The organism is Pleionea sp. CnH1-48 (genome assembly GCF_024124665.1).
Classification (GTDB): domain Bacteria; phylum Pseudomonadota; class Gammaproteobacteria; order Enterobacterales; family Kangiellaceae; genus JAMXSB01.
The window spans coordinates 335,739-349,580 of record NZ_JAMXSB010000001.1 but is presented as its reverse complement, the minus strand read 5'-3'; the positions used below and the strand labels follow the sequence as shown (position 1 = coordinate 349,580).

The following is a 13,842-nucleotide window of genomic DNA, read 5'->3' as shown; positions in this document are numbered from 1 at the left end:
AGTTACCAAACCTTTTTCACATTTCGATTTTGATGGCCACGGCGTTTATATTTATTCAGCATTTTTTGTTTTAGCAGGCCACCGGGGTCATCATCAATTTTTCTTAGCCAGTTCTCTAGCGCTTGATCTTTTTCTTGAGTGTTGCGTTCATCTTTGAGTTCTTTGGCCAGCTTTTCTTCAGCTTCTTTGTCAGTTTCTTTGGGTTGCTGTTGCTGACCCTGTTGCTTTTCGTCTTGCTCTTGGTTTTCTTGCTGTTGCTGGTCTTTATCTTGCTGTTTTTGTTGATCTTGCTGCTCACCTTGTTGCTGTTGATTTTGCTGGTTCTGCTGCTGATCTTGTTGTTGCTGTTTATCTTGTTCGTTTTGTTTCTGTTGTTCTTGCTGCTTTTTTAACTTTTCAATCAGGTCTTTGTTAAATTGTGCATCTTCATGATCCGGTTGAAGTTTGAGTGCATCATTGTACGCCTGGATGGCTTCATCCAATTGGTTGGCTCTCGCTAAGGCATTGCCACGGTTGTAGTGGGCATTGGCTGAATCACCAGTAGCAAAGGCGTTAACCGCTTCGGAGTAGTTACCTGCACGATAATGAGCGCTGCCTTTCCATTGCTTATCGCTATACAAAGAGGCTGCGTTTTCGTGTTGTTCTTTTTTAAACGCTTTTTGAGCTTGTTGGTCTTTACTAAACCAGAGGTCATCCCAAAAGCTTGCATGAGACGATGGGCTGTTAAAGGTAATTAAAGCGACCAGTGCAATGCCAGGAATTTGTCCGTTACGCCGAAACAGCAGCAGCATTAATGGTAACAGCACGAATAAAAACCAGTATCCTTGATCCTGATGTTGCTCAATTTCTTCTTTGTTGTTGTCATCTTTTTGCAGTTCATTCATGGACACCGACATGACTTGCTCGATGTCTTGATTATCCGGTGTCATGGGAATAATGGTGGCGTTAATTTTTTGCGCCAACCTTTGAATCAGATGAAGCCTGAGCATGGGAATAACAATATTGCCGTTATCATCTTTTAGAAATCCGATATTATTTGGGCGTGGAATTGGTGCGCCTTGTTCTGTACCCACCACCATGATTTGCGTTGTGTATTGGGTATGGTCAAAACTTTCGGTCACCATATCAATATCTTCTTCATCAATACCATCAGTAATCCAGGTAATGGTGCCTGTTTTTTTGCCCGCGTTTTTGAGCAGTTCGACGGCTTTCTCAAAGGCTAAATAGGGTTGGCTGCCAAAGATGGGCATGATGGCGGGGCTGAGCTCCGGGATCATGGCGGCAATGGTGTTGGCATCGCTGGTCAGCGGGCTGACTATAAAGGCATCTCCACCATAAACGATCAAAGCCGTTTCGCCTTCTTTGCTGGCTTTGAGTATGTCGCGCAATTTATGGCGAGCACGAGTCATACGAGACGGTTTAATATCAATCGACTCCATTGACCAGCTTAAATCAAGAATGATGACACGGGCATCGCCAGTGCGATAAACGGGGATGTTATTTTTTTGCCAGCTGGGTCCTGCCATTGCAATCAATAAAAACAAAAATGCAATGCCACACAGCCACCACTTCCAGGGGCTGCTTTGTGCTTCGCCAGACTGAAGCAGAAAAGACAATAAGTGAGGATCAACAGCTTGTTGCCAGTCGCCAGAATTACGACTGCGCTGGCGGTAATAAAATAAAATAAACGCCAGCGGAATGGCAAACAACCATGCCCAAGGGCGTAACCATTCGATATTTGTCAGTGTCTCTATCATGACTCAGCCGTTTTGCGATTGATCAGCAGGGATAACAAATAGAGCAGCAAGTACAAGCCGACTCCGATAAAAACTGGATAAAAATACAGCTCAGCAATAGGGCGATAAATTTCTTTTTCGTCTTCTACCGGCTCCAATTTATCCAGTTCTTCATAAATTCGTTTTAACTCTTTTTCGTCTCTGGCTCGGAAATATTTTCCGCCAGTTATTTTGGCCACGGAGGTCAGAGTTTTTTCATCAAGATCTTCTGATGGGTTAATTTTTCGAGTGCCGAAAATCATATCTTTGATAAGCATTTCGTCTGCCCCAACACCAATAGTATAGATGCGGATACCTGCATGGGCCGCGAGCTTCGCCGCTTCAATCGGTTCTAGTTGACCAGAGTTGTTTTGTCCATCGGTTAATAAAATCAGCACTCGATTTTCTTCTGGGCGTTCTTTTAAACGTTTAACTGCAAGACCAATACTGTCACCAATCACCGTTCGCTGCTGGCCTGCCAACCCTATCTCGGCTTCCATCAACATGTGATTCACCGTTTTGGAGTCAAAAGTGAGTGGTGTTTGTAAATAAGCGCGCTCGCCAAATAAAATCATTCCCATGCGATCGCCTTTGCGGCGTTCAATAAAATCAGAAAGAATGTGTTGTACAACAAAAAGTCGTGATTCTGGGCGGTTGTTGAGTGTGAGATCTTGAACTTCCATACTGCCTGAAATATCAATACTGATTAACAGGTCTCGACCAGAAGGGGGCAGCTCTTGAGGCTCTCCTATCCATTGAGGGCGTGCCAGGGCTGTTACTAACAAAGCCCAAAAGAGGTAGCTGATCAACATGGGAAGATTTTGCCGACTATGATCATGACTCGTTTGTGTGGTCAGTTGAGTCCAACGATAAAACAGGCTGGTTCTAAGCGCTGCAGCCTGACTGTCATTCGCTTTGGGAAGTAACCAGTAAGTAATTAAAGGCAGTGGTAGTAAGGCAAAAACCAATGGCCATGCAAACTCAAACATTTTGACTCCATTGTTCATGCCTGCGTAAACGCGGAATAGATTTTACGAGTTGTTGGCTGTCATCAAGTAATTGATGCCATTCGGCAGTAGCGATAACACACTCAGGTTGATAGTGAGCTTCTGTGAGTAACTCGATGCTGCGCTCGGTTAACTGATAGTTGGCGACTTCTTGTGTCTGTTTTATCAGAGTGATCAGAGGAAGTGCTGCAACTTTGTCTCTGGGTAAATAATATAAAGAAACCCGTCGTAACAGTTGTATAAGATCCGCCAGTCTTTGTCGGTTTGGTGTAAGTTGATTCATATGGAGCAATTGCTTGAGTACTTGACGGCTGACATCGTGTTTGCGGCGACGATACAGCGTTCGAAACGCAACCACTGCACCTATTACCAGTAAACCAATGAGAATCCACCAGCCTGGAGCCAGAGGCCACCAGCTGATTTCTTGAGGTAGATGTATATCGCGCAGTTGAGCGAGTGGATCGGCATTCATCGCTGACCTCGCTTACTGGATGTGATATTAACGATTTGTTTACTGTGCTCCGAGGTTGTTAGCTGTGTTAAATGCATTCGGTGACGATTGCACAAATGTTGAAGATTATTAGAAAACGCTTCGTAACTGTCATGAAATCCTTTGCGCGTTTTATTGCGATAGGTATCAAAGATGGCTCTTTGTTTGCCATCGGTGATGGTATAGCGACCGGGTGGAGGCAGTTCTTTTTCGATGGGGTCGGATATCTGAGCCAGGTGCACGTCGTTGTGTTGAGCTAAACGGACCAGATGATGCTCGGCTTCTTCATTAAAATTAAAAAAGTCGCTGATTAAAAAAATCAAACTGCCGGGACGGGCTACATAGCGGGCCCGTGCCAGAGTGTTCACTAAACTTTTGGCTGCGACTTCATTATCGTTGGGCGCGCGTTTTGAATATAAGGTGTCGATTTGTTGGTTATGATTCTCGACAATTTTATTCAGTACTTTAAGACAGTTTTTGCGGCTGGATGCCGGTTTGTATTCAAAGTGATTGTCGTTATCGAATAACATTGCACCAAAACGATTGCCGTCAGCTAATGAACGCCACATGATGATGGAAGCAATATTGGCGGCGAGTACGCTCTTAAACTGTGTGCGAGTGCCAAACATCATACCTGGAGATTGATCGAGCAACACAAAAACAGGGCGTTCTTTTTCTTCTCGATAAATTTTTGTATGGGCTTCGCCAGTTCTGGCGGTAACGCGCCAGTCGATGCTACGAATATCATCACCTTGCTGGTAGGGGCGGGCTTCGTCAAAGTCCATCCCGCGTCCTTTAAAATGAGAGATATAGCCACCCAACAAATGCGCTTTAACTTTTTGATGGGTAGGTAGCTGCATTAAATCGGCAACCTGCTTACACTCAAGCAGTTCTTCCAGGCTGAGTTCTATGCCCACTTTATGCTGTGCATGCTGTTTGTGATCTTGATGACTACGCCGATTCTTCATAACAACTTATGACCCAAGTCCTTAGCGATGAGTTCCTGACTAAACAACAGGAACAATTTCTAACAGCTTTTTGATGACTTCATCCGGCGAAATGCCTTCGGCCTCGGCTTCATAGGTCAATAAGATACGATGACGTAACACATCATAAGCTACTTGCTGTACGTTTTCGGGAGTGACAAAGTCTTTGCCCTGTAACCAGGCGTGGGCACGAGCACAACGATCCAGCGAGATAGTGGCGCGAGGGCTGGCACCATAGTCAATCCAGCGGGCCAGTTGTTTGTCGTAAGGTTTGGGGTCTCGAGTTGCCATGACCAACTGAACGATGTATTGCTCGACTTCTTCTACCATGTGCAGATCGAGAATTTCGTCTCTGGCTTTAAACAACGCTTCTTGAGTCAACTCTGATGCTGGCTTTGATTCAGTTGTTTTCTGGTGTGCTTCTTGTCGTGTCAGGCGTAGTATTTCGCTCTCAGCCGCTGCGTCAGGGTAGTCTACCAATACATGCATTAAGAAGCGGTCAAGCTGGGCTTCTGGCAGCGGATAGGTTCCTTCTTGCTCGATAGGGTTCTGGGTTGCCATAACCATAAATAAGGGAGCAAGAGGGTAGCTGTGGCCGCCTACGGTGATTTGTCGTTCTGCCATGGCTTCGAGCAGGGCTGATTGCACTTTGGCTGGAGCTCGGTTGATTTCATCCGCAAGGATCAAGTTATGGAATATCGGGCCTTGCTGAAACTCGAAAGTCCCCGTCTGAGGACGGAAAATATCGGTACCCGTTAAATCCGCTGGTAACAGATCGGGAGTAAACTGGATACGGTGAAAATCGCCTTCAACACCTTGCGCCAGCTCTTTGATGGCACGGGTTTTGGCCAATCCTGGCGCGCCTTCGACTAATAAATGACCGTCGGCCAGTAGAGCAATCAGGATTTTCTCGATCAGCTCGTGCTGACCAATGATTCTTTGCTCAAGGAAAGACCGCAGGTTTTGAATTGAAGATCTTACATCCATAAATTTACTCAACGTCGCATCTGTTTTCGGAAAATGTGCCAGTTGTAACTAATTAATGACAAGATTTCCAGCCTTTTTCAGTGACTTAGCGCAGAAGATTGCAACAAATTGCAACTTGCCTATTTTTTCTACGCATTTAAGGATAGATCAAAACAAATATTTAAAACGCTTGTTTGAAATTGAAATGGAAATAGTTTAGAGTCCTAGGCTATCTTTAGAATGTCTATGTTATTCAAGTCGAGAAGCACGATATGTCCAATCAGGAAAGAGTTGCCATTGTTAGTGGGTTACGAACCCCTTTCGCTCGCCAGTTAACACACTATCGCGGTTTGAGCGCGATAGATTTGGGTAAATTGGTGGTTAATGAATTACTAGCCCGTACCGAAATCGCTCCTGAGTTGATTGAGCGTGTGGTATTTGGTCAGGTACTGACCTTGCCAGAAGCACCAAATATCGCTCGTGAAATTGTTTTGGGTACCGAGATGAGCATCAATACGGATGCCTACAGTGTTTCTCGTGCCTGTGCGACTAGCTTCCAGTCGGCAGCCAGTATGGCTGAGTCAATCCAGGCTGGCGCTGTAAGCGTGGGCATTGCTGGTGGTGCTGACTCTTCGTCGGTTGTGCCGATCGGTGTTACTAAGAGCATGATGCAGATTTTGCTGGATTTAAGCAAAGCCAAGACCGTTGGCCAGCGTTTACAGCTGCTTTCTAAGATTCGTCCTAAGCATTTAGCACCTGTACCGCCTTCGGTGAAAGATTACTCAACAGGATTAACCATGGGACAAAGCGCTGAGCAGATGGCTCGCGACCATGGTATTAGCCGTGAAGAGCAGGATGAGCTGGCTCATCGCTCACACAGCTTGGCGGCAGAAGCCTGGAACAGCGGCAAGCTGGATGATGAAGTCATGACGGCTTATGTTCCTCCCTACAAAAAAGCCATGAAAATCGATAACTCTGTGCGTTTTGATTCTAAGCTAGAAGGCTACGCCAAGTTACGTCCTGCGTTTGACCGTAAGCATGGTACTTTGACGGCGGCTAACAGTACTCCTTTGACAGATGGCGCTGCTGCACTTCTGATGATGAGCGAATCGCGAGCCAAAGAGTTGGGCATGGAAGTGCTTGGCTATATCAAAAGTTACGCTTTCTCTGCGACAGACGCCAAAGTAGATAACTTGATTGGTCCTTCTTATGCGACTCCTATGGCGTTAGACAAAGCGGGTATGAAGTTATCTGATCTGGATTTGGTTGATATGCACGAAGCCTTTGCTGCGCAGGCGCTTACTAATATGAAAGCTTTTGCTTCTAAGAAGTTTGCCGAAGAGCGTTTGGGTCGAAGTGAAGCTATCGGTGAAATCGATATGACGAAATTTAATGTGTTGGGTGGCAGCCTTGCTTTTGGCCATCCGTTTGCAGCAACAGGCGCACGAATGATCACGCAGACATTGCGTGAGTTAAAACGTCGTGGTGGCGGTGTTGGTTTGACCACGGCTTGTGCCGCTGGTGGTTTGGGTGCAGCAATGATCCTGGAGACTGAATAATGAGTAATACAGGTGCGTTTCAGTTTGAACTGAAGGACAACGGAATTGGCTACATCAAGATGGATGTTCCTGGTGAAGCCCAAAATACATTAAAGGCCGAGTTTGTTGGCGAAATTAGCGCTTTGTTGGACGAAATCGAAGCCAATAAAGACGTTAAAGGTTTAATCATCTTCAGTGGTAAAGACGACAGCTTTGTGGCTGGTGCTGACATTACCATGCTTAGCAATACGCAAACTGCACAAGAAGCTGCAGATTTGTCAAAAGCAGGCCAAGATATTTTCAATCGACTGGAAGATTTAAAAACGCCAGTGGTTGCTGCTATTAACGGTGCGTGTCTGGGTGGCGGTTTAGAATTAGCCATGGCATGTCATCAGCGAGTATGTACCGACTCTTCTAAAACCAAGTTAGGTTTGCCAGAAGTTCAACTGGGCGTGTTGCCTGGTAGTGGTGGTACTCAGCGTATGCCGCGTTTGGTTGGTTTGGCAACATCGTTAGACCTAATGCTTACGGGCAAGCAGTTAAATGCGCGTCGCGCGAAAAAAGCAGGATTGGTTCACGAAGTCGTTCCTGTTTCTAATCTGATGTTAGCGGCTGAAAAACGTGTGCTTAAGATGGCTAAAGCGGGTCGTTGGGCTAAGTCTTCAGATAAACCTACTGTTGAGTGGGGCAAAGCTTTCTCTTCTTCTGGTGCACAAAAGATGGCATTAGAGAGCAACAGCTTTGGTCGTAAAGTTTTGTTTGACCAAGCGCGCAAAAAGCTGCTTGCGAAAACTCATGGTAATTACCCTGCACCCGAGCGCATCATTGAATGTATCGAAATGGGCATCGAGCACGGCTTTAAAAAAGGTCTTGAAGTTGAAGCGCGTTACTTTGGTGACTTAGCGGTTTCTGCTGAAGCACAACAGTTGATGAACATTTTCTTTGCTGTTACCGACATGAAAAAAGACACGGGCGTTGATAGCGACGTCGAAATTCGCGAATTCAATCGCGTAGGTGTTCTTGGTGGCGGCTTGATGGGAGCCGGTATTGCTTATGTGACGGCTGATAATGCGGGTAAGCAGGTTCGAGTCAAAGACATTAGCGAAGAAGGCGTGAACAGTGCGTTGGGCTACAGCTGGAAGCTCATCAAGAAGAAGATGAAGCGTAAACAGTATGATGCCATTCAAGCTATGAAAGTTCAGTCTCGTGTCACGGGCAGCACTGATTACACTGGCTTTAAAAACGCTGACGTTGTTATCGAAGCGGTGTTTGAAGATCTCGATCTTAAACACAAAATGGTAAAAGAAGTTGAAGAGAATTGTTCTGAGAAAACCATCTTCGCTACTAACACTTCGTCTATTCCGATTCATAAGATCGCTGAAGCGAGCTCTCGTCCTGAGCAAGTGATCGGTTTGCATTACTTTTCTCCAGTAGAAAAAATGCCATTGTTAGAAATTATCAAAACCGATAAAACTTCTGACGAAGTCATCGCAAGTTCGGTAGAGTTTGGTAAGAAACAGGGCAAGACTGTTATCGTTGTTAACGATGGCGCTGGCTTCTATGTTAACCGAATTTTGGCTCCTTACATGAATGAAGCGGGTCAGCTGGTTGCTGCTGGCGTACCTTTTGATCGCATTGATAAAGCGTTGGTTGATGCTGGATTCCCTGTTGGTCCTATGACTTTGCTTGATGAAGTGGGCATCGATGTGGCAACTAAAGTTTCTCCTATTCTGGAAGAAGCTTTCGGTTCTCGCATGCAGCCTCCTGCAATGTTCTCTCGTCTGAAAGATGACGACCGTAAAGGCCGCAAAAATGGCCGTGGCTTCTACCGTTATGATGGTAAGAAAGGTGAAAAGCCTGTTGATGAAAGCATCTACAAACTGCTTGATATCACACCAAATAACATGATGAGCGAACATGAAATCGTTGATCGCTGTTTGCTGATGATGGTTAACGAAGCGGTTCGTTGTTTAGAAGATGATATCATTCGCAGCCCTCGTGATGGTGACATCGGTTCTATCTTTGGTATCGGATTCCCACCGTTTTTGGGCGGACCTTTCCGTTACATTGATAAGCGTGGCGCGAAAGAAATCGTTGAGCAACTACGACTCTACGCCGAGAAACACGGCGACCGATTTGAGCCAGCTCCTTTGCTGGTTGAATATGCCGAACAAGAGAAAACATTCTACTAAGATGTTAATAAGAGCCCGGTTAGTTAACCGGGCTTTTTTTTGCCTGGAACAATCGATATCATTTTTTTTGTTAAGACAATATAGTAATCATAGGTTTAATTATAAGTAATCATATAGCTTTCTAATATCAAGGACTTTCAAATGACTAATGAAAAGGGTAAAAAGAAAAAGCTCTCAAATAAGGAGTACGAAAAGCGCTTATTTGAGTTGCAGTTAGAGTTGGTAAAGATGCAGGAGTGGATTCGGGCCAAAGGATTAAAGGTCGCCGTTATTTTTGAAGGACGAGATGCCGCAGGAAAAGGAGGTGTCATTAAACGCATTACACAGCACTTAAGCCCTCGTGTGTGTCATGTGGTTGCATTGCCTGCTCCCACCGAAAGAGAGAAAACTCAATGGTATTTTCAACGTTATGTGCAACATCTACCTGCCGCTGGAGAAATGATGTTGTTCGATCGTTCCTGGTATAACCGAGCGGGAGTGGAAAAAGTCATGGGCTTTTGTAATGAAGAAGAGCACCGTGAGTTTTTGCAGACTTGTCCTGACTTTGAGCGTATGTTGATTCGGTCAGGCATTATACTCATTAAATATTGGTTTTCTGTATCTGATGAAGAGCAAGAACGACGCTTTCAAAGTCGAATTAAAGAACCTCATAAACGTTGGAAACTCAGCCCAATGGATTTAGAATCACGGGCTCGCTGGACAGAATATTCCAAAGCAAAGGATGAAATGTTTGCTCACACGGATACGGAAGATTCGCCCTGGTTTGTGGTGAACTCCGATGTAAAGAAAAGAGCTCGCTTAAATTGTATTAGCCATTTGTTAAGTCAAATTCCTTATGAAGATCTAACGCCTGATCCAATTGAGTTGCCCAAGCGCGTTATTGATCATGATTATGTTCGGCCACCCATGCAACACCAACACTTTGTGCCGGAGATATACTGATGAGACTTAGTACTATTCCTTTCGGATTTAATGTCCTATTAATTTGCGCTCTTATTATTGCGTCTTCATTTACTAATGCTGATGAAAAAGCATCAGAGGTATGCTCTGAGTCTTTATCTAAAGCGTCTTCTCTAAATGCCTATCAATTATGGAAAGGGGCAACATCTTGTTATTCAAATAATAGGAAGTTACACAGTGCTTTTTTACTGACTGCTGGGCAAGTAAGAGCCATGACTGATATGCAAGTACTAGAAGGCAGCTCTGATGAAGAAAGCAAAAAATTATCAGAGTTGTATGGTCAACTTTATTACTACTATGGCGGCTCTGGAGATATTGAAATATTCCGTGATAGGGCTCAGCTGAGTCGGCTCACAGAGTTGTTGAAAAGATGGAGTGTTAAGTTTGACAAAGAATATAATCCTGGCTGGGCCTATAAGCAAGGGGTGAGCGAAGATAAATATAAGCAGATGTTTACATGCCAGAAAGCTAGTAGAGTCAATAAGTTATTGAAGTTCTCAAAGTTAATTAACAACGATGCTTACTACAAAGCTCACCTAGAGCTAGAGCAATTAAGGCAAAAAAACTCTGGAGCTACCACCGCTGGCACCGAAGATGGTGACAAGATGATCGAGTTACTTTCCAAGACAAGCAAAATTGCTTCTAAAATTGTAATGCCTGACGAATATGTGAAAGAGTGTGAGTTTCTCTATCGATACGAGCCCGATCCTAATGCAACATATACTCAAGTTCATGATGGATATAATGGTCCTACTGAAAGTGGAGCTTTTATCTTCGATTCAAAAGAAAAGATACTAGAGTCTTGGATTTCTAAGGCTCTCACCAAGGAAGAGCTGGGGCGTTTATTAAAGCGAATTAACTTTGATAAAGAAGTATTGGTTTCTCTCAGTTTTGGGAGAAGAACTAATGTGACGGGTAGCACCTATATCTCGGATGTTGACTACAATTCTAATCAGGAGAATTTCAGTATTGCCGGGATGATTGGCGTTAACATGCGCGATTGCAAAGAACCTGATAGAGAGTCATTTCCATTTGTTTTGGCTATTGCCCCTCGTCCAGAAAAGTTTCGGAGCTTGCCAAATAAATACTCCCAGAACTTTCCTGATGGATGTAAGCCTGTTAGAAGTGGCTCAGCTTCTACTGAATAGCATTGAGTAAATCTGATAAAATCAAATCTTGTTCGCGAGCGTTGAGTATTGCCAGAAGCGTTTGCTTAAAGAAGGGTTCGGAGTTCAGGGAACCCGCTCATATTTCTGAAACATTTGGATATTACAGGGTATGGACTAACTCTGACATGCGAGGAGGAAATGTCTTAGTTGTCATTGACATTTCGGACTTATCAATTAAAGAATGTCGAATGATGCTTCGATAGAAAATCGATGTTTAGCGGAAATACTATGCCATTTCAAAAATTTACGAAAGGTCGAAATGAGACCTGTAGTTCAATATTTGCACGGAAAATGACCAGAGACGAACTATCTAGCTTAGTTAAGAATGCTAGTAAGTTTGAGTTGTTTGATGAAAAAGTAGTATTGGAGCATAAGAAGTATTTAGTCATTGGAGTTGCTATATATTCAAGAGACGATTTAGAGCTTCTTGATAGAATAATCCAGTGTGGCTGTGACATCGGATATCCAATATTTATCTATGATGTATTAAACGCAAGCGATATGGAAGATATCAATAAGGTGTTTCATGGTATAGGTAAAGTCTATCAAACCCCTATGATGATGTTGTATCAAGAGCATGCTGAACAATCCCTCTGGGGATTTGAGGCCAGAAAAAGAATTGAAGAGATATTTGAGCAATGTGGATCCTCATGACTTCCTTGAAAATTGATTTCTTCGTATTTTTTAGTCCAAACAGAATTATTTAAGAGATTTTTCGGGTTATTGTTCTAAGGTAAAGATTTTTATGCATGAAGTTTACTTTAACAACTACTTAGAGTATGAAGGCATTAGACAGCATTTAGTAAAACAGTTCTATTTCCTAAAAGAAGAGATGCTCACAGAAGGATTTAGGTATGAAGAAGAGTTAGGTGTATTAGGGATCGCATGGGGGGGAATGATAGTTATAGATGATATCATTTTACTTGTAAATCTATCTTCAAGAGAACGAAGAGTTGAGTTTATTATCGGGGTTAATGACTACTCTAAGAGAACTGAGTTTTGTTTACTAAAGAAAAGCAGACCTATCATTGATGTAATTAATTCACTATCAGGAAATAAGGTGAATTGTTCCTTGTCTACAGATCCAGAGCTATTGGTAGAAGATATTTCGTTAATATCCAAACATCTAAGGGAGTGTTTAAAAGTAGTGAGTATGGAAGAAATAAAGGCAGCTATTGAAGATGATGATTTTCAACGAATAAAAGGTAGTTAGAGAAGCTTTGTGATGAATAACAACTTATTAATGAAGGCATTCTTTCATCTATCCGTGGCTGTTTCTGTTTTCTCTATCATGGTAGTGTTCGGCTTGTTTTTTAATGGAGAGCAGTTGTTGGTCGATTATTCTGGAAAAGTTATTCGGGTGTTTGGTGGAGTAGTTGTTGAAGGGTTGTTTGTTTTTGCTTTAGTTGGATGGTTGATTTCTACTCCGATGGTTGTAGTCAGCTTTATAAAAAGCAAGAAAAGCAGTTCGAAGATACTGAAGGTGGAATATATGAATATTTTCCTATCTATCATATTATTTACTTTCTGCATTGCATGTAAACTTGTTCTGGTTTTGTGACTGGAATGGTGAATATCAATTTCCCAGCTTGGGTTTTTTTGCACAGTGCTCATTATGGGCTAGCGCCTACAAATGTGGGGCTAGCCAGAATTAACGCCTCCGTGATTACTCATAACTCATTCCGATTGGATATGCAGATCGCACTAATACCTATCCAACATCTTAGTACTCATCTTAAACAGCTTGATCGGTAGCGGGTAGTCTATATCCTTAACGAATGTTGCTCTTAACTCGGGAGAGAGCATTTCATTCATGCGTTCAAATAGTTTATTAACATCAGAGACTTTTTCGGCGGCTTTCATTAGTTGCTTTTCTTGTTGCTCTGTAACAAAGCCTCTGCCTAATAGGTATTGAATAAAGGCTGGGGAATGGGTTTTAAAGGGAACAATAAGAAAACTGTGTTCAAGGTCATAAAACTTTTCTTCTTCTATATTTTCTAACTCTCGATATTCTTCTAGCGCGGCTTCGTGCCATTGGTCCAACTCTTGTTCTTTGTATTCAAGAAAAGCTTCTTTAACGGTTTCATCAGAGCTATTAAAAGGCGCTTCATTAGAGGTGGCTACAAACTCTTTAAAGCTAACACCCCCTTTTCTGACTTTAAAGCTAATGTCTTTCTTGTAAGCTGTTTCAAAATACTCTCTGAAATTATCTTCATTGATATCAATAAAGTCATTGCCAATGGTTGATAGCAGTTTTTCTGCTTCGGCACAAACGTCTGATATGGAGGCTTCTGGATAATAGTGCTTTATTGACTCTGGCCGATTTTCCATTTGGCTACCCATTGCAGCATTTGAGAAGGTGTATTCTTTGCCTTCTTTTTCATCGACAACAATATCTACCCAGTGTCCAACGATGTTATGTTTGTAGAGAACCAGAGCTAGGGGGGCCTTGAAGAAAACTAATAGAGCCACGCCCTCCATTTCGTGGATGTTGTATGATTTGCCTTTCTGAAACCCTAGTCCTTCTAATTCTGTTATCGCGGCTTTAACGGATTTTTCATCGAGCCAGTCAGGTTCTATTTCTTCGTTTAGATGTATATGAAGTGGCTCCCCCGACGCGACATTACCATCTAAATCGAGGTATTTTCCGAACTTTCGTTTGAAATAAAAGTAGGCTAAAGCAGCCAGGATAAGGAGAGACAGTACTATGCCTCCCAAAAGTTGCAGAAAAAAAGCCATTGTTTTTTATTCCTCTATTG

The 13,842-nt window shown here is 43.1% G+C and carries 13 protein-coding genes; 7 read left to right on the top strand and 6 right to left on the bottom strand.

The annotated features are described in order from the left end of the window. Window positions 1–2: 2 nt before the first annotated feature. Genes NH399_RS01580 through NH399_RS01560 form a run of 5 tightly spaced genes read right to left on the bottom strand, consistent with a single transcriptional unit; the run spans window position 3 to window position 5,245 of the window. A complete protein-coding gene (locus tag NH399_RS01580; protein ID WP_253036656.1) occupies window positions 3–1,757 on the bottom strand; it encodes a VWA domain-containing protein in 1,755 nt (584 codons plus the stop codon). Beyond that, the gene (locus NH399_RS01575) at window positions 1,754–2,764 is read right to left on the bottom strand and encodes a VWA domain-containing protein (RefSeq protein WP_253036655.1); all 1,011 of its coding nucleotides are present in this window, start codon (window positions 2,762–2,764) and stop codon (window positions 1,754–1,756) included. Before NH399_RS01575 ends, NH399_RS01580 begins: the two co-directional genes overlap by 4 nt. Then, window positions 2,757–3,254, bottom strand: coding sequence for a DUF4381 domain-containing protein (locus NH399_RS01570; RefSeq protein ID WP_253036654.1), 498 nt, complete (start codon window positions 3,252–3,254; stop codon window positions 2,757–2,759). Before NH399_RS01570 ends, NH399_RS01575 begins: the two co-directional genes overlap by 8 nt. Continuing rightward, window positions 3,251–4,240 (bottom strand): DUF58 domain-containing protein, encoded by a 990-nt coding sequence (locus NH399_RS01565; RefSeq protein ID WP_253036653.1) that lies wholly within the window; start codon window positions 4,238–4,240, stop codon window positions 3,251–3,253. Before NH399_RS01565 ends, NH399_RS01570 begins: the two co-directional genes overlap by 4 nt. A 39-nt stretch (window positions 4,241–4,279) precedes the next feature. Further along, the gene (locus NH399_RS01560) at window positions 4,280–5,245 is read right to left on the bottom strand and encodes a MoxR family ATPase (RefSeq protein ID WP_253036652.1); all 966 of its coding nucleotides are present in this window, start codon (window positions 5,243–5,245) and stop codon (window positions 4,280–4,282) included. A 251-nt stretch (window positions 5,246–5,496) separates the two neighbouring features. Between NH399_RS01560 and fadI the strand changes: the two genes are divergently transcribed. From fadI to NH399_RS01525, 7 genes are all read left to right on the top strand, one after another. Then, window positions 5,497–6,783 carry an acetyl-CoA C-acyltransferase FadI gene (fadI, locus tag NH399_RS01555; protein WP_253036651.1) on the top strand — a complete coding sequence of 429 codons (1,287 nt, stop codon included), beginning with the start codon at window positions 5,497–5,499 and terminating at the stop codon, window positions 6,781–6,783. Next, a complete protein-coding gene (gene fadJ, locus NH399_RS01550) occupies window positions 6,783–8,954 on the top strand; it encodes a fatty acid oxidation complex subunit alpha FadJ (RefSeq protein WP_253036650.1) in 2,172 nt (723 codons plus the stop codon). Before fadI ends, fadJ begins: the two co-directional genes overlap by 1 nt. Window positions 8,955–9,095: 141 nt before the next feature. Beyond that, a complete protein-coding gene (ppk2, locus tag NH399_RS01545) occupies window positions 9,096–9,896 on the top strand; it encodes a polyphosphate kinase 2 (RefSeq protein WP_253036649.1) in 801 nt (266 codons plus the stop codon). Further along, entirely contained in the window at window positions 9,896–11,062 is a 1,167-nt protein-coding gene (locus NH399_RS01540; RefSeq protein ID WP_253036648.1) for a hypothetical protein, read from the top strand. Before ppk2 ends, NH399_RS01540 begins: the two co-directional genes overlap by 1 nt. A 249-nt stretch (window positions 11,063–11,311) precedes the next feature. Next, a complete protein-coding gene (locus tag NH399_RS01535) occupies window positions 11,312–11,737 on the top strand; it encodes a hypothetical protein (protein WP_253036647.1) in 426 nt (141 codons plus the stop codon). A 91-nt stretch (window positions 11,738–11,828) separates the two neighbouring features. Further along, window positions 11,829–12,296, top strand: coding sequence for a hypothetical protein (locus NH399_RS01530; protein WP_253036646.1), 468 nt, complete (start codon window positions 11,829–11,831; stop codon window positions 12,294–12,296). A gap of 12 nt (window positions 12,297–12,308) precedes the next feature. Continuing rightward, the gene (locus tag NH399_RS01525; protein WP_253036645.1) at window positions 12,309–12,644 is read left to right on the top strand and encodes a hypothetical protein; all 336 of its coding nucleotides are present in this window, start codon (window positions 12,309–12,311) and stop codon (window positions 12,642–12,644) included. Window positions 12,645–12,787: 143 nt separating this feature from the next. Here NH399_RS01525 and NH399_RS01520 read toward each other — a convergent pair whose 3' ends face one another. Next, window positions 12,788–13,822 carry a hypothetical protein gene (locus tag NH399_RS01520; protein WP_253036644.1) on the bottom strand — a complete coding sequence of 345 codons (1,035 nt, stop codon included), beginning with the start codon at window positions 13,820–13,822 and terminating at the stop codon, window positions 12,788–12,790. Window positions 13,823–13,842: the final 20 nt, after the last annotated feature.